The following is a 16326-nucleotide window of genomic DNA, read 5'->3' on the forward strand; positions in this document are numbered from 1 at the left end:
TCAGCCCTGCGGCTGCCCCGGTTGTCGGTGGTGGCCTTTACCGTTGACGCATGGATCTTCGACTGCCCGCATTCCGTGGGCTGCGCCGAGGGGCCGTGGCCGCCCTGGTCGCGGTCCTTCTCGTGCTGGCCGGTGCCGGGACGTGGACGGCCGCCGCATCGGACGACGCGCCAGCCGTGCACCGCACCGACAGCGTCATGGACATGGGCGGCGGAGTACGGATCGACACCTCTTTCTTCACGTCCGGATCCGCCGGCCGCCGCCCGGCCGTCCTGCTCGCGCACGGATTCGGCGGGAGCAAGGACGACATGACGGACCAGGCGGTCACGCTCGCCCGGGACGGGTACGCGGTGCTGACCTGGTCGGCGCGCGGCTTCGGCAGGTCCACGGGGAAGATCGGGCTGAACGACCCGAAGGGCGAGGTCGCCGATGTCTCCCGGCTCATCGACTGGCTGGCGCAGCGGCCGGAGGTCCAGCTGGACAAGCCGGGCGATCCGCGCGTGGGCATGGCCGGCGAGTCCTACGGCGGGGCCATCGCGCTGCTGGCCGCGGGGTACGACCACCGGGTGGACGCCATCGCCCCGGCGATCACGTACTGGAACCTGGCGGACGCCCTGTTCCCGAACGGCGTGTTCAAGAAGCTGTGGGCCGGCGTCTTCGTGAACTCCGGCGGCGGTTGCGCCAAGTTCAGCGCCGAGCTGTGCCGGATGTACGAGCGGGTCGCCGAGTCCGGCAAGCCGGACGCCGAGGCGCGTGCCCTGCTCCAGGCGCGTTCGCCGTCCGCCGTGGCCAAGGACATCAAGGTGCCCACCCTGCTGGTGCAGGGCCAGTCCGACTCGCTGTTCCCGCTCGGTCAGGCGGACGCGGCGGCCCGAGCGATCCGTGCCAACGGCGCCCCCGTGGACGTCGACTGGATCGCGGGCGGTCACGACGGCGGGGACATGGAGACCAGCCGCGTGCAGGCCCGTGACACCGCCTGGTTCGACCGCTATCTGAAGGGCGACAAGGGCGTCGACACGGGGCCCGCCTTCCGGATCACCCGCACCGGGGGCATCGACTCCACGGACGGCGCGGCCCAGCTGAGGGGCGCGAGCGGCGCCTCCTACCCGGGGCTGGAGAGCGGGCAGCGGACGGTCGAGCTCAGCGGCCGTCAGCAGCGCTTCGCCAACCCGGCCGGGGCCACCCCGCCCGCGGTCTCGGCTCTCCCCGGCCTCGGCGGCTCGGGCGGCCTCGCCCAGCTGTCGTCGCTGGGCGTCGGGGTGTCGCTCGACTTCCCCGGACAGTACGCGCGGTTCGACTCGCGTCCCGTGCGCAAGGACCTGTGGATCACCGGCTCGCCGACCGTGACGGTGCATGTCACGTCGTCGAGCGACGACGCCGTGCTGTTCGGGAAGGTGTACGACGTCGGCCCCGGCAAGGGACAGCCGGTACTGCCGTCGCAACTGGTCGCCCCGGTCCGGGTGGAGGGAGCCAAGGCCGGCAAGGACGTCACGCTGACCCTGCCCGCCGTCGACCACGAGGTGCAGAAGGGACACCGGCTGCGGCTGGTCCTCGCCTCCACGGACCTCGGCTACGCCTCCCCGACCGCACCCGCCACGTACACGGTCTCCCTGAAGAGCGGACTGAAGGTGCCGACGGCACCCGGGGTCGCGACCGCTGCGGCCCCGCTTCCCTCCTGGGTGTGGTGGCTGCCGGTGACCGGGGCGGTCGTCGCGGCAGCGCTGCTGCTCACGGCCCGCCGCCGTACGACGGCACCGGCGCCCGACCCGGCGCTGGAGGACGTGCCGCTGCACATCACCGGCCTGAGCAAGCGGTACGCGAAGTCGACGGACCGGTACGCGGTCAGGGACCTGTCCTTCCGCGTGGAGAAGGGACAGGTGCTGGGCCTGCTGGGGCCGAACGGCGCGGGCAAGACCACCACGCTGCGCATGCTGATGGGCCTGATCCGGCCGGACGGCGGCGAGATCCGCGTCTTCGGCCATGCGGTGCGCCCGGGTGCGTCGGTGCTGTCACGGGTCGGTGCCTTCGTGGAGGGCGCCGGATTCCTGCCGCACCTGTCCGGCCGGGAGAACCTGGAGCTGTACTGGCGGGCGACGGGTCGCCCGGCCGAGGACGCGCACCTGGACGAGGCGCTGGAGATCGCGGGGCTCGGCGACGCGCTGGAGCGCGCGGTGCGCACGTACTCCCAGGGCATGCGGCAGCGCCTCGCCATCGCCCAGGCGATGCTGGGCCTGCCTGACCTGCTGATCCTGGACGAGCCGACGAACGGCCTGGACCCGCCGCAGATCCGCGAGATGCGCGAGGTCATGATCCGGTACGCGGCGGGCGGCCGCACGGTCATCGTCTCCAGCCACCTGCTGGCGGAGGTCGAGCAGTCCTGCACCCACCTGGTGGTCATGGACCGCGGCCGACTGCTCCAGGCGGGCCCGGTCAAGGAGATCATCGGCTCGGGTGACACCGTGCTCGTCGGCACCGCCGCACCCGTGGAGGAGCCCCTCGTGGAGAAGGTGGGCGCGCTGTCGGGCGTCGCCTCGGCGGTGCGCACGGAGGACGGGCTGCTGGTCCGGCTCGACACGGGCGGCAGCGCGCGGCGGCTGGTCGCGGAGCTGGTGCGGCTGGACGTCCCCGTGGAGTCCGTAGGCCCCCATCGGCGTCTGGAGGACGCCTTCCTGACCCTGATCGGAGGTTCCGCATGAGTGCGCTCGCCGAGCGGGCGGAGACGGCCGACGGGTACCGGGCGCGGCGGACGCTGCCGCTGCGCGTGGAGCTCGTCCGGCAGTTGAAGCGGCGCCGCACCCTCGTGATGGGTGCCATCCTGGCCCTGCTGCCGTTCGTGCTGGTCGTCGCGTTCGCCATCGGCGGCGACCCGGGCTCGCGCAACGGCCAGGTGACGCTGATGGACACGGCGACCGCGTCGGGTGCCAACTTCGCCGCGGTGAACCTGTTCGTCTCCGCCGGGTTCCTGCTGGTCATCCCGGTGGCCCTGTTCTGCGGTGACACGGTGGCCTCGGAGGCGAGCTGGTCCTCGCTGCGCTATCTGCTCGCGGCACCCGTCCCCCGCGCCCGCCTGCTGTGGTCCAAGCTCGCGGTGGGACTGGGCATGAGCCTCGCGGCCATGGTGCTGCTGCCGGTCGTCGCGCTCGCGGTGGGTACCGCCGCCTACGGCTGGGGGCCGCTGGAGATGCCGACCGGCGGCTCCCTCTCCCCGGGCACGGCGGCTCAGCGGCTCGTCGTCGTGGTGGCGTACATCTTCGTGTCCCAACTGGTCACCGCCGGCCTCGCGTTCTGGCTGTCGACGAAGACGGACGCACCGCTGGGAGCGGTGGGCGGCGCGGTCGGGCTCACCATCGTGGGGAACGTACTGGACGCGGTCACCGCTCTCGGCCACTGGCGCGACTTCCTGCCGGCGCACTGGCAGTTCGCCTGGGCCGACGCGGTGCAGACCCAACCGGAGTGGGCCGGCATGATCCAGGGCACGGCGATCTCGGTGACGTACGCGCTCGTGCTCTTCGCCCTGGCGTTCCGCGGTTTCGCCCGCAAGGACGTCGTCTCCTAGACAGCCGGGGATCCCCGGTGCCGAGTGGCCGGGGCGCATACGAAGGAGCGGCCCGCCGAATCGCTCGGCGGGCCGCTCCTCGTGTGCCGGATGCCCCGGACTCAGCTGTTGTTGGTTCCGTTCGCGGACAGGACCGGGACGTCGTCCAGGATGTGCGACAGCGGCTCGTCGCCCTTGGCCTGGGTGGAGTTCTCGGTGCACTGCTGGTTCTGCGACGCCGACAGGACCGGGACGTCCTGGACACCGACCGGCACGAGGCCGACGAGCGAACCGGCGTTGACCTTCGCCGGCAGACCGACACAGGGCTTGTTCAGCGAGCCCTGGATGAGCGCCATCTGGGGGCTCATCATGCCGTAGGTGGCCGAGTTGCCGTACTGCTGCGTCGAGGTGTTGCCGTTGGTGGACGTCGTCCCGGTGTCGTTGCCGACCGCCAGCGCCTGGGGAGCGGCCGCCGCCGAGACGCCCACCACGGAAGCAGCGACCGCCGCGGCGGCCATGAACCTCTTCATCACTTGCTAGTCCCTTCTGGAGAAACCCCGTCCACCGGAGCGCTCTGGACAACTGCCGCACGGTGTCATGGTTGCTCCCCTTCACTCCGATGGCCGATATCGAGAGGCCCAATCGGATCCGTACTCCTGGCGCGTATTTCCAGAATTACCGCCCGCGGAACGGGCCCGACCGGGTGAACGGCCGAAACCAATTCGAGGCTTCCGGGTTGGTCGCAGAGCAGGAACACGTGTCTTCTGTCAGGAAAGGAACCGACATGTTCAAGAAGGCGATGGCCGCGGCGGCGGTCGCGGCTTCCGTGGTGGGTGTCTCGGCGGCGGCCGCTCCGCAGGCCCTGGCGCTCGGTGACGACACCGGGACCACGTCCACCAACTCGAACACCATCTCGGAGTCGTTCGGCAACGCGGCGACCTCGGGCGCCATGAGCCCGCAGATGTCCCTGGTGCAGGGCTCCCTGAACAAGCTCTGCCTCGGCGCGCCGGCCAAGGCCAACGCCGGTTCGCTCGTCGGCCTCGTGCCGGTCGCCGTGCAGGACGTCCCAGTCCTGTCGGCCCCGCAGAACCAGCAGTGCACCGAGAACTCCACCCAGGCCAAGGGCGACGAGCCGCTGTCGCACGTCGTGGACGACGTTCCGGTCCTGTCCGCGAACGGAACCGGCAACAGCTGACCGCCTTCGCGCACCGGCCGGCCGCCCGCTTCGCCCTCTTCGGGCGGCCCGGACGCGGGCGGTTGTCGGCATATTCTTCTTTTCCCGGCCTCCTCTCGAATGGCTTTCGATCGCACGAAGCCACGCGGACGGCCCGCACGCCTTTCGTGTGTATTCACGATCGGCGTTCGGGTGAATTGTGCGGCGGCCCGTGCGAGGGAGTTGCTTCGGCCGTCTATTCCTCGTTTCACAGATGCAGGTCGTGCGGCGAGCCGTTTCAAGCCGTGCTCGCTCGGTTTCGGCCGTCACAGGGGCACGACCGCACAGAAGGGAAACTTCGTGAAGCACAAGAAGAGCGCCGTCGTCGTCGCCGGCGCCATCATGGCTCTGGGAATGGCCGCGCCGGCCATGGCGGACTCCGGAGCCGACGCGTCCGCGACCAACTCCCCGGGTGTCCTGTCCGGGAACGTCATCCAGGTTCCCGTGCACGTGCCCGTCAACGTGTGCGGCAACAGCCTCAACATCATCGCGCTGCTGAACCCCACGTCCGGCAACGCGTGCTCCAACACCTGACGCCATGGCCGCGCGCGGCTGAGGTCGTCGCACACCAGCCGTCCGGCTGTGTCACGGCCGGCCTTGGACTGTTCTTCTCGGTTCCAGGGCCGGCTTTACCACTTCTCCCACCTCTACCAGCAGGAAGACAACGAGATTGCGACAGACCCTGAGCAGGGGAATGGTCGCGGCGGCCGCCGCGACGGGCATCCTGTCCCTGTGCGGCAGCCCGGTGTTCGCCGACTCGAGCGCCGACGGCTCGACGTCCGGATCACCGGGCCTCGCGTCCGGCAACACCGTCCAGGCCCCCGTGAACGTCCCCGTCAATGTCTGCGGCAACACGGTCAACGTGATCGCCGTGCTGAACCCGGCGTTCGGCAACGCCTGCGCCAACGGCCGGGGCGCCACGGCATCCCCTGCACCCGTGACCCCCGCCCCCACCCCTACCGTCCCGGTGCAGACGCCACCGCGCGGCAACGGTTCCGGCACCCCGACCACCCCGCCCGGGTCCGGCACCACGCTCCCTCCGGGCTCCGGCGCGACACCCGAGATGCCGGGCACCGGGACGACCCCGCCGGAAGGAACGCTGCCGCCCCAGGCAGGTGTCCCGCAGGCGGACAACCCGCGGGCCGGCGTGCAGCCCGTCGCGGCCTCGCACACGCTGCCCGCCCTGGCCGAGACCGGCAGTGAGGGCCTCCTCGCCGCCTCGGCCGTCAGCGTCGCGATGCTGACCGGCGGGCTCATCCTGTACCGACGGGGGCGGGTCACCTCCCGCCGGTAGCGCGCCGGGTGCGGGGCGTCCCGCGTCCGGCACCCGTGCCGTCGTTCACGCGTCACTCCGTCAGTTCACCGCCCAGGGGCGGCGTCCACTCCGGGCGCCGCCCCTGGGCCGTTCACCCGAGAAGCACTCCCGCCCCGATGCACCACCCGTGTCACAAAGAACTTCCTCCGGTCACGCATGTCCCGGCTGTGCGGGCCTTCTGTCACAGCCGGTTCACAGGCCCTTTCCCGCGTGCGCCGCGGTCGTTGACCCGGCACAGGCTTTGTGATCGCCAGCGCGGGCCCGGCTCCCCCGACGACCTCCCCCGGTCGCCGCCGTGGCGTGCGCGAGGAGGTGCTTGAAGATGACCGACCGTCGCCTCTGGTCCTACAAGGAGATCGCCGCCCACATCAGCGTGCAGCCGGACACCGTCAGGTCCTATCGCAAGCACGGGCTGCTTCCTCCACCGGACCATGTGGAGGGCGGAAAGCCCTACTGGTACGCCGACACGGTCCGGGCCTGGGTGGCCTCCCGCCCGGGCAACCGCGGCCGCGGAGAGCCCTGACCGCTTTCCCCGGTGCCTCCGAGTGGCGCGTCCCGGCCGGGGCGGGCCACTCGGCTGTCGCCGCCGGTGGCCGGCCGGCTCAGCGCCACGGCTCGACGACCGTCACTCCCTGCCCCGGTGCCGTACCCATGGCCGCCAGTGCCTCGGGGGACGCGGCCAGCGGGATGGCCGACGTGACCAGGAGGTCGGGGCGCACGGCGCCGGACCGGACCAGTTCCAGCATCGGCGGATACGTGTGCGCCGCCATGCCGTGGCTGCCGAGGATCTCCAGTTCCAGGGCGATCACCCGGGCCATGGGGACGGGGGTGGTGCCGTCGGGGGAGGGCAACAGGCCGACCTGGACGTGGCGTCCGCGGCGGCGCAGTCCGTTCACCGACGCGACGCACGTCGCCGGGGAGCCGAGCGCGTCGAGGGAGACGTGAGCGCCGCCGCCGGTCAGGGTGCGGACCGCTTCGGCCGTGTCGTCGGTGTCCGTCGCGTCCACACACTCCGCCGCGCCGAACTTCCGTGCCAGCTCAAGGGCCTGGGACGACACGTCGACGGCCACGACCCGCGCCCCCACGGCCGCCGCGATCATCACCGCCGACAGTCCGACACCCCCGCAGCCGTGCACGGCGACCCACTCCCCCGCGGCCGGCCGCCCCTGCTGGACGACCGCCCGGAACGCCGTGGCGAACCGGCACCCGAGCGCCGCCGCCGTCCGGAACGACATCTCCTCCGGCACCGCGACCAGGTTCACGTCCGCGTGCTCCAGCGCCACGTACTGTGCGAAGGACCCCCAGTGCGTGAAGCCCGGCTGGGTCTGCCGCTCGCACACCTGCTGGTCGCCCGCCGCACAGGACGGACAGCTGCCGCAGGCGCAGACGAACGGCACCGTGACCCGGTCGCCCGGCCGCCAGCGCGTCACCCGGGCGCCGACCGCCTCGACGACACCGGCGAGTTCATGGCCGGGCACGTGCGGGAGCGTGACGTCCGGGTCGTGCCCCATCCAGCCGTGCCAGTCGCTGCGGCACAGCCCCGTCGCCTCGACCCGCACCACGGCCCCGTGCTCGGACGGCTCCGGGTCCGCCACCTCGCGCACCTCGGCCCGCTCCCCGTACCGCTCGAACACCACCGCACGCATACGACCGCACCCTCCGCCATTGCTCGATCCCTGCCCCGGAGATCGTCTCCTGCCGAACGGTAGTGCCCTGCCCGTGTCCCGTCCCGGGGCCCCCTCCCCGCCCTCCACACCACGGTGCGGTCCCCGCTGGCGGCGGCCGAACGGAACGCGCCCCGCCGATGCGCCCCACCTCCCGTCGTCGGGTACCCCCAGGGGGTATAGTGTGATTCTCGTAAGCCCCACACGCCTCCCTGAGGAGTAATGCCATGACCGCGCAGACCGACACCCCGGGTTCCGTGACGACCGTCTACAAGGTGAGCGGGATGAGCTGCGGGCACTGTGAAGGCTCCGTCTCCGGCGAGATCTCCGGCATCGACGGCGTCACCTCGGTCACCGCCGTCGCGTCCACCGGCGAGGTCACGGTCGTCTCCGCCGCCCCCCTCGACGACGAGGCCGTGCGCGCCGCGGTCGACGAGGCGGGCTTCGAACTCGTCGGCAAGGCCTGAACCACCGGCATCGCCCACCGCACCAGGCCGTACCGACCAGCTGATACTGGTCCGCACGGCCCGGTCCGTTGTCTGGAGTCCGGACATGACCAGCACCACAGCACCAGCCCCGATAAACGACACGACCGCACGTTCCGAGGTCGAGCTCACGATCGGCGGCATGACCTGCGCCTCCTGCGCGGCCCGTGTCGAGAAGAAGCTCAACCGGATGGACGGCGTCACCGCCACGGTCAACTTCGCGACGGAGAAGGCGAAGATCTCCTACCCGGAGGGGATCGAGGTCGCCGATCTGATCGCCACGGTGGTGAGGACCGGCTACGCCGCCGAGGAACCCCCGCCGCCGCAGCCGGAACGGACCGTCGAGACCGAGGAGCCCGCGGGGCTCGAAGAAGACCCGGAGCTCGCCGCTCTCCGTCAGCGCCTGACCGTCTCCGCGCTGCTCGCCCTGCCCGTCTTGCTGCTCGCGATGGTTCCGGCCCTGCAGTTCGACAACTGGCAGTGGCTCTCGCTCACCCTCGCCTCCCCCGTCGTCGTATGGGGCGGACTGCCGTTCCACAAGGCGGCGTTCACCAATGCCCGGCACGGCGCGGCCACCATGGACACACTCGTCTCGGTCGGCACGCTCGCCGCCTTCGGCTGGTCGCTGTGGACGCTGTTCTGGGGGCAGGCGGGCATGCCCGGCATGCGCCACGGCTTCGAGCTCACCGTCTCCCGTACGGACGGGGCGTCCACGATCTACCTCGAGGTGGCCGCCGGTGTCGTCGCGTTCATCCTGCTCGGCCGCTACCTGGAGGCCCGCTCCAAGCGGCGCGCGGGCGCGGCCCTGAAGGCGCTGCTCGAACTGGGCGCGAAGGACGTCGCGGTGCTCCGGGAGGGACGTGAGGTACGCGTTCCGGTGGCGCGGCTGGCCGTCGGCGACCGATTCGTGGTTCGGCCCGGGGAGAAGATCGCCACCGACGGGACCGTCGTGGAGGGCGTCTCCGCGGTCGACGCGTCCATGCTCACCGGCGAGTCGGTGCCGGTCGATGTGGCGGTGGGCGATTCCGTGACCGGCGCGACCGTGAACGCCGGGGGCCGGCTGGTGGTCGAGGCGACCCGGGTCGGCGCGGACACCCAGCTCGCGCGGATGGCGCGGCTCGTCGAGGACGCACAGAACGGCAAGGCCGAGGTGCAGCGCCTCGCCGACCGCATCTCCGGGATCTTCGTGCCCGTGGTGCTGCTGATCGCGCTCGGCACCTTCGGGGTGTGGCTCGGCGTCACCGGGGACACCGTCGCCGCCTTCACCGCGGCGGTCGCGGTGCTGATCATCGCCTGCCCGTGCGCGCTGGGCCTCGCCACCCCGACCGCCCTGATGGTCGGCACGGGCCGCGGCGCCCAGCTCGGCATCCTGATCAAGGGTCCCGAGGTGCTGGAGTCCACACGGCGGGTCGACACCGTGGTCCTGGACAAGACCGGAACGGTGACCACCGGCCGGATGACGCTCCAGGAGGTGCACGCCGTCGAGGACAGCGACGAGAAGGGGGTTCTACGGCTCGCAGGGGCCCTGGAACACGCCTCCGAGCACCCGGTCGCCCGGGCAGTCGCGGAAGGCGCTCAGGAGCGCCTCGGCGACCTTCCCGCGCCGGAGCACTTCGAGAACGTGCCCGGGCTCGGCGTGCGCGGCCGCGTCGAGGGGCACGAGGTCACGGTGGGCCGCTTCCCCGGCGTGCTCCCGGAGCCGCTGGCCCGCGCGAAGGCCGGGGCCGAGACGGAGGGACGTACGGCCGTCGTGGTCGTCAGGGACGGCGTGGCACTCGGTGTCGTCACCGTGGCCGACGCGATCAAGGAGACCAGCGCCGAAGCCGTACGGGACCTGCGCGCGCTGGGGCTGCGGCCGGTGCTGCTGACCGGGGACAACCGGGCGGTGGCCGAGGCGGTGGCGCGGGCCGTCGGCATCGACGCCGCGGACGTGATCGCCGAGGTGCTGCCCGAGGACAAGGTGGGCGTCGTCCGGCGGCTCCAGGCCGAGGGGCGGACCGTCGCCATGGTCGGCGACGGCGTCAACGACGCGGCCGCCCTCGCCACCGCCGATCTGGGCCTGGCCATGGGCACCGGGACGGACGCGGCGATCGAGGCGAGCGATCTGACGCTGGTGCGCGGGGACCTGCGGGTGGCCGCGGACGCGATCCGGCTGTCACGGCGCACGCTCGCCACGATCAAGGGGAACCTGGCGTGGGCCTTCGGGTACAACGTGGCCGCCCTGCCGCTGGCCGCGGCAGGCTTCCTCAACCCCATGATCGCGGGTGCGGCCATGGCCTTCTCTTCGGTGTTCGTGGTCACGAACAGCCTGCGGCTGCGGGCGTTCTCATGAGGGGGCCGCAGGGACACCGGCCCAGTGGCGCGGTTCCCAGGACGGGGCGGTAAGAGTCCCTCTAGAGTCGGAAGCGAGCCTCACATAAGCTCTTCACAAGGCCCGCGCATCATCCTTACGCTGGGGCTTCGATCAAGGTGTCGAAGCTCTTGCGCATCTTCAGGAGGTGCGCAAGAGACACAGATCACAGTGACGTGAACGTAACCAGCGGAAGGGTTCGTGGGTCTAAGTTGGCGATGTCGGAAGCGTCTTGGGGGGCGCGACTGACATCTGGGGATGTCTTGGGGGACGTCCCCGGGAAACTGCGTTGCCGGGGCACGTACACCGGGGAGCTTTGAGCGGCCCTCCCGTCCGTACGCGTCCCGGCAGACCGCACCGCAGTGGTACGCCGAGTTCTGCTCGTTTTGCTCACAGCGATTCAGGCGCTGTCCCGCAGACGCCCGGCCGGATCCCGTGGGGGGAATCCGCACCGGGACATGGGAAGGCGCCCTGGTCGTCGGCCCGTGGGGGGACCGGCGCCGGGGCGCCTTCCGCTTTTTTGTGGCTCGGTCCGCTCCGGGGCACCGCAGTACCGATATGCGCCTCCCGGCGCGAGGCGGTGTCGAGGCCACGACCGTGCTCAGCCCTTCGGGCCTCCGCGCTCCCCCAAGCTCTCGACTTCGCTCGAGCAGAGGACCCCCATGCGCCCTCGACACCGGCGCGCCCCTTCGGCTCACTCGCCGGGCCAAGCTGCAGTGAACGCTGTCAGCGCTCCTCGACCGGGACGAAGTCGCGCTCGACCACGCCCGTGTAGATCTGGCGCGGGCGGCCGATGCGGGAGCCCGGCTCCTTGATCATCTCGTGCCACTGGGCGATCCAGCCCGGCAGCCGGCCGAGGGCGAACAGGACCGTGAACATCTCGGTCGGGAAGCCCATGGCGCGGTAGATCAGGCCGGTGTAGAAGTCCACGTTCGGGTAGAGCTTGCGCTCGACGAAGTAGCCGTCGGACAGCGCGTGCTCCTCCAGCTTGAGCGCGATGTCGAGGAGCTCGTCCTCCTTGCCCAGGGCGGAGAGGACGTCGTGCGCGGCGGCCTTGATGATCTTGGCGCGCGGGTCGAAGTTCTTGTAGACCCGGTGGCCGAAGCCCATCAGGCGGACGCCGTCCTCCTTGTTCTTCACCTTGCGGATGAAGGTGTCGACGTCGTTGCCGGAGTCACGGATGCCCTCGAGCATCTCCAGGACGGACTGGTTGGCGCCGCCGTGCAGCGGGCCCCACAGCGCGTTGATGCCGGCCGAGATCGAGGCGAACATGTTGGCCTGCGAGGAGCCCACCAGGCGGACCGTGGAGGTCGAACAGTTCTGCTCGTGGTCGGCGTGCAGGATCAGCAGCTTGTCGAGCGCGGACACGACGACCGGGTCCAGCTCGAACTCCTGCGCGGGGACCGAGAAGGTCATGCGCAGGAAGTTCTCGACGTAGCCGAGGTCGTTGCGCGGGTAGACGAACGGGTGGCCGATCGACTTCTTGTAGGCGTACGCGGCGATCGTCGGGAGCTTGGCGAGCAGGCGGATGGTGGAGAGGTTGCGCTGCTTCTCGTCGAACGGGTTGTGGCTGTCCTGGTAGAAGGTGGACAGCGCGGAGACCACCGAGGACAGCATCGCCATCGGGTGGGCGTCGCGGGGGAAGCCCTTGTAGAAGTTCTTGACATCCTCGTGCAGCAGGGTGTGCTGCGTGATGTCGTTCTTGAAGGCGGAGAGCTCGTCGACCGTGGGCAGCTCGCCGTTGATCAGCAGGTAGGCGACCTCCAGGAAGGTGGAGCGCTCGGCCAGTTGCTCGATCGGGTAACCGCGGTACCGGAGGATGCCCTCCTCGCCGTCGAGGTAGGTGATGGCGGATTTGTAGGCGGCGGTGTTGCCGTAGCCGCTGTCCAGGGTCACCAGACCGGTCTGGGCGCGGAGCTTCCCGATGTCGAAGCCCTTGTCACCGACGGTGCTGTCGACCACCGGGTAGGTGTACTCGTTGCCGTCGTACCGCAGTACTACAGAGTTGTCGCTCACGTCTTCCCTCACCGACGTAGTGCCTCATCTTCGAGGTGCCCTGACTGTCTCTACCATCCCCCATTTGGCGCAGGAGAGTGCACTCGGGGTCGGCCGTTGGGCTCATCGGCGGCACTGAGTGCCGTCAACCTGCTCATCCTGCCCCCCTCCGAGCCGTTCCGGAAGTGCTCTGTGACCTTCGCGACTCATTTGATCGATCATTTTTTTCGATGACCGGGGGCGGGCGGTGGCGGGTGCCGAGGACGGGAGGGCTCAACTCTCCAGGGGCCGCGGCGACAGCCTGAAGTCCAGTGCCGTGCAGCGGCGGCCGGCCGACACCGTGCGCACCGCCTGCCCGATCGCCCTGCGTGAACCGACGAGCACGACCAGCTTCTTGGCCCGGGTGACCGCGGTGTAGAGCAGGTTCCGCTGGAGCATCATCCAGGCTCCGGTGGTGACCGGGATGACCACCGCCGGATACTCGCTGCCCTGGGAGCGGTGGATCGTCACCGCGTAGGCGTGGGCCAGCTCGTCGAGCTCGTCGAACTCGTACGCCACCTCCTCGTCCTCGTCCGTCAGCACCGTCAGGCGCTGATCGACCGGGTCGAGCGCGGTGACCACGCCGACGGTGCCGTTGAAGACACCGTTCTTCCCCTTCTCGTAATTGTTGCGAATCTGGGTCACCTTGTCGCCGACACGGAAGACGCGGCCGCCGAACCGCTTCTCGGGCAGGTCGGGGCGGGCGGGGGTGATCGCCTGCTGGAGCAGACCGTTGAGGGTGCCCGCGCCGGCGGGTCCGCGGTGCATGGGGGCGAGCACCTGCACGTCCCGGCGCGGGTCGAGGCCGAAGCGGGCCGGGATCCGCCGTGCCGCCACGTCCACGGTGAGCCGTCCGGCGGCCTCGGTGTCGTCCTCGACGAAGAGGAAGAAGTCCTTCAGGCCGTCGGTGAGGGGGTGCTGTCCGGCGTTGATGCGGTGCGCGTTGGTGACGACGCCGGACTGCTGGGCCTGGCGGAAGACGCGGGTGAGCCGGACGGCCGGGATCGGGCTGCCGTCGGCGAGCAGGTCCCTCAGGACCTCGCCGGCGCCCACGCTCGGCAGTTGGTCGACGTCGCCGACGAAGAGCAGGTGGGCGCCGGGCGGCACGGCCTTGACCAGCTTGTTGGCGAGCAACAGGTCGAGCATGGAGGCCTCGTCGACGACGACCAGGTCGGCGTCGAGCGGGCGGTCCCTGTCGTACGCCGCGTCGCCGCCGGGCTTCAGCTCCAGCAGCCGGTGGACGGTGGAGGCCTCTGCGCCGGTCAGCTCGGACAGGCGCTTGGCGGCGCGTCCGGTGGGCGCGGCGAGCACGACCTTGGCCCGCTTGGCCCGGGCCAGCTCGACGATCGACCGCACGGTGAACGACTTGCCGCAGCCGGGCCCGCCGGTGAGGACGGCGACCTTCTCGGTCAGCGCGAGCCGTACGGCCTGCTCCTGCTCGGGCGCGAGGTCGGCGCCCGTACGCCCCTTGAGCCAGCCCAGCGCCCTGTCCCAGGCCACGTCCCGGAAGCCGGGCATCCGGTCCTCCTCCGTGCGCAGGAGGCGCAGCAGCTGGGCGGAGAGGGAGAGTTCGGCGCGGTGGAAGGGGACGAGGTAGATCGCGGTGACGGGGTCGCCTCCGTCCGGGCCGGGCACCTTTTCCCGTACGACACCGGGGTCGTCCCCGTCGTCGGGAGATGCCGCCAGCTCGGCGAGGCACTCGATGACGAGGCCGGTGTCGACCTGGAGGAGCTTGACGGCGTCGGCGATGAGCTGCTCCTCCGGGAGGTAGCAGTGCCCCTGGTCCGCGGACTGCGACAGCGCGTACTGCAGGCCGGCCTTGACGCGCTCGGGACTGTCGTGCGGGATGCCGACGGACTGGGCGATGCGGTCGGCGGTGAGGAAGCCGATGCCCCAGACGTCGGCGGCGAGGCGGTAGGGCTGGTTCTTGACGACGGAGATGGAGGCGTCGCCGTACTTCTTGTAGATGCGGACGGCGATGGACGTGGACACCTCGACGGTCTGCAGGAAGAGCATGACCTCCTTGATCGCCTTCTGCTCCTCCCAGGCGTCGGCGATCTTCTTGGTGCGTTTGGGGCCGAGGCCGGGGACCTCGATGAGCCGCTTGGGCTCCTCCTCGATGATCTTCAGGGTGTCCAGCCCGAAGTGCTGGGTGATCCGGTCGGCGAAGACGGGGCCGATCCCCTTGACGAGTCCGGACCCGAGGTAACGGCGGAGGCCCTGGACGGTGGCCGGGAGGACGGTCGTGTAGTTCTCAACGGTGAACTGCCGGCCGTACTGGGGGTGCGACCCCCAGCGCCCCTCCATCCTCAGCGACTCGCCCACCTGCGCACCGAGGAGCGCACCGACGACGGTGAGCAGATCACCACCGCCGCGGCCGGTGTCGACGCGGGCGACGGTGTATCCGTTCTCCTCATTGGCGTAGGTGATCCGCTCAAGCACACCTTCGAGCACGGCAAGCCGCCGCTCCTCGGCGCCGCCGCCCGCCTGTCCCGCCCTGGTCGCCTCCTTGGTCATGAGGCGACGTTAGCGCTGGGGTGTGACATGGGGGCGGATAGGGACGCATCCCACGGTCGGGGCAGCCGGCTGCGCGCCGGCACATCACTGTCGGCTTCTGGTCGCCGACTCGATGGGCGCAGCCGCCTCCCTCTCTGAGATCTCCACGTGGTCGACGTCGTTGTGGCCTTTCGTCGTGCCCTCCGGTAGCACCGGGTCCCCATAGTGCGGCAGCTTGAAGTTGCCGTCCGGCAACTCACCCGCGCCCCGCAGGATCCGGCGGCCACACGGCGCGGGAGCCTGAGCCGGACCCGCAGCCTGAAACACGCGCCGAGGAGCCGACAGGGCCCGCCAGTCCGGCTGACGAGCCGTCAATGGGAGAGCACGGCCCTTACGGGGCCGGTCACACGGGTTCAGTGTCCCCGGTGTCGTCCTCGGCTTCTTCTTCCCGGCTCTTGGGTGCCTCGCGCACCGGCAGGCGCAGGCCGCGCGACTCGGCGACGCGCAGGGCATCACTCAGGCACTCGGCGAGCCGCAGCCCTGCGTAGCGGACCTCGGTGTACGGCGAGGTGGGGTCGTCCAGCACCTTTCGGGCGAGGCCAAGTACGTCGGCACCGATGGCCAGTTGCACGGCCTCCAAGTCGTCCGCCAGACGGGAGAGGTTTCCGCCGCCGTTGTCCGTCACCAGGTAGCACGGATTGCCGTCGGAGGACAGCCAGGGCAGCAGGCGGGGCGTGGGATTGGTGGCGGGGTTCATCAGGCGGCCGCCTCCTGGGCGCCGATCAGATGCCGGTCGAGGTCGATCCCGAAGTCGGCGGCAAGGACGAGGGCGAGGCGGCGACGCCGCTGGAGGGCGGCTTCCTGTTCGTGGGCGAGGAGGTAGGGACGGACGAGGGGAGAGGCGGCGCCGTCGAGGGGGGTGCCGAGGCCGTACGGAGAGCGGGGGCGAGGCAGGGGAATCAAGGGGCGTTCGGCGACGACCTGGACGGTGGGAAAGGGGCGAGAGTTCGTGCGGCGCCTCTTGCCTGTGCCGGGCGAGAACAGTAGGCGCAGCCATTCGATGAGGCGACGGATAAGGTCGTGCATGTCGACGCTCCTATGCAGCGTTGGCCGTGCCCCGGGAGGTCTGGACCACCTCGCCGGGGTGTTTAGTCTTCGAAGCTACACCGGGATGCAGCCCTCTGCATACAAGTACAGAGGGATCCACACAAATGAGCAGGTCAATGACCCTCTA

Annotated in this window: 14 protein-coding genes; 8 read left to right on the forward strand and 6 right to left on the reverse strand. The window is 70.7% G+C overall.

The window, feature by feature from the left end; translation table 11 throughout:
- The first annotated feature begins 50 nt into the window (after positions 1-50).
- Complete coding sequence (locus AB0N14_RS06765) at positions 51-2696, forward strand: alpha/beta fold hydrolase (RefSeq protein WP_366024633.1); 2646 nt, start codon at positions 51-53, stop codon at positions 2694-2696.
- Positions 2693-3556, forward strand: coding sequence for an ABC transporter permease (locus AB0N14_RS06770; RefSeq protein WP_366024634.1), 864 nt, complete (start codon positions 2693-2695; stop codon positions 3554-3556). Before AB0N14_RS06765 ends, AB0N14_RS06770 begins: the two co-directional genes overlap by 4 nt.
- Before the next feature lie 101 nt (positions 3557-3657).
- Here AB0N14_RS06770 and AB0N14_RS06775 read toward each other — a convergent pair whose 3' ends face one another.
- Positions 3658-4068 (reverse strand): rodlin, encoded by a 411-nt coding sequence (locus tag AB0N14_RS06775; RefSeq protein WP_366024635.1) that lies wholly within the window; start codon positions 4066-4068, stop codon positions 3658-3660.
- Positions 4069-4319: 251 nt separating this feature from the next.
- Between AB0N14_RS06775 and AB0N14_RS06780 the strand changes: the two genes are divergently transcribed.
- The 4 genes from AB0N14_RS06780 (at position 4320) to AB0N14_RS06795 (ending at position 6586) form a co-directional block, all read left to right on the forward strand.
- A complete protein-coding gene (locus AB0N14_RS06780) occupies positions 4320-4730 on the forward strand; it encodes a rodlin (protein WP_366024636.1) in 411 nt (136 codons plus the stop codon).
- A 318-nt stretch (positions 4731-5048) separates the two neighbouring features.
- Positions 5049-5282 (forward strand): chaplin, encoded by a 234-nt coding sequence (locus AB0N14_RS06785; RefSeq protein ID WP_366024637.1) that lies wholly within the window; start codon positions 5049-5051, stop codon positions 5280-5282.
- Positions 5283-5418: 136 nt separating this feature from the next.
- The gene (locus AB0N14_RS06790; RefSeq protein ID WP_366024638.1) at positions 5419-6042 is read left to right on the forward strand and encodes a chaplin family protein; all 624 of its coding nucleotides are present in this window, start codon (positions 5419-5421) and stop codon (positions 6040-6042) included.
- A 343-nt stretch (positions 6043-6385) separates the two neighbouring features.
- Positions 6386-6586 (forward strand): MerR family transcriptional regulator, encoded by a 201-nt coding sequence (locus AB0N14_RS06795; RefSeq protein ID WP_103838731.1) that lies wholly within the window; start codon positions 6386-6388, stop codon positions 6584-6586.
- Between the two features lie 79 nt (positions 6587-6665).
- Here the strand turns inward: AB0N14_RS06795 and AB0N14_RS06800 are convergent, their stop codons facing one another.
- Positions 6666-7709, reverse strand: a complete 1044-nt coding sequence (locus AB0N14_RS06800; protein ID WP_366024639.1) for a zinc-dependent alcohol dehydrogenase family protein — start codon at positions 7707-7709, stop codon at positions 6666-6668.
- Between the two features lie 245 nt (positions 7710-7954).
- On the opposite strand from AB0N14_RS06800, the gene AB0N14_RS06805 reads away from it, so the two are divergent.
- Both AB0N14_RS06805 and AB0N14_RS06810 read left to right on the forward strand, forming a co-directional pair.
- A complete protein-coding gene (locus tag AB0N14_RS06805) occupies positions 7955-8194 on the forward strand; it encodes a heavy-metal-associated domain-containing protein (RefSeq protein WP_263230015.1) in 240 nt (79 codons plus the stop codon).
- An 85-nt stretch (positions 8195-8279) separates the two neighbouring features.
- Positions 8280-10544: a heavy metal translocating P-type ATPase gene (locus tag AB0N14_RS06810; protein WP_366024640.1), complete on the forward strand. Its 2265-nt coding sequence runs from the start codon at positions 8280-8282 to the stop codon at positions 10542-10544.
- A gap of 744 nt (positions 10545-11288) precedes the next feature.
- On the opposite strand, the gene AB0N14_RS06815 is transcribed toward AB0N14_RS06810, so the two are convergent.
- From AB0N14_RS06815 to AB0N14_RS06830, 4 genes are all read right to left on the reverse strand, one after another.
- The gene (locus tag AB0N14_RS06815; RefSeq protein WP_366024641.1) at positions 11289-12578 is read right to left on the reverse strand and encodes a citrate synthase; all 1290 of its coding nucleotides are present in this window, start codon (positions 12576-12578) and stop codon (positions 11289-11291) included.
- Positions 12579-12830: 252 nt separating this feature from the next.
- Entirely contained in the window at positions 12831-15113 is a 2283-nt protein-coding gene (locus tag AB0N14_RS06820) for an ATP-dependent RecD-like DNA helicase (RefSeq protein WP_366024642.1), read from the reverse strand.
- 382 nt (positions 15114-15495) lie between these two features.
- The gene (locus tag AB0N14_RS06825) at positions 15496-15849 is read right to left on the reverse strand and encodes a hypothetical protein (protein ID WP_366024643.1); all 354 of its coding nucleotides are present in this window, start codon (positions 15847-15849) and stop codon (positions 15496-15498) included.
- Entirely contained in the window at positions 15849-16178 is a 330-nt protein-coding gene (locus AB0N14_RS06830) for a hypothetical protein (RefSeq protein WP_366024644.1), read from the reverse strand. Before AB0N14_RS06830 ends, AB0N14_RS06825 begins: the two co-directional genes overlap by 1 nt.
- Between the last annotated feature and the right edge of the window lie 148 nt (positions 16179-16326).

The organism is Streptomyces sp. NPDC051104 (assembly GCF_040682835.1).
Lineage (GTDB): Bacteria > Actinomycetota > Actinomycetes > Streptomycetales > Streptomycetaceae > Streptomyces > Streptomyces cynarae.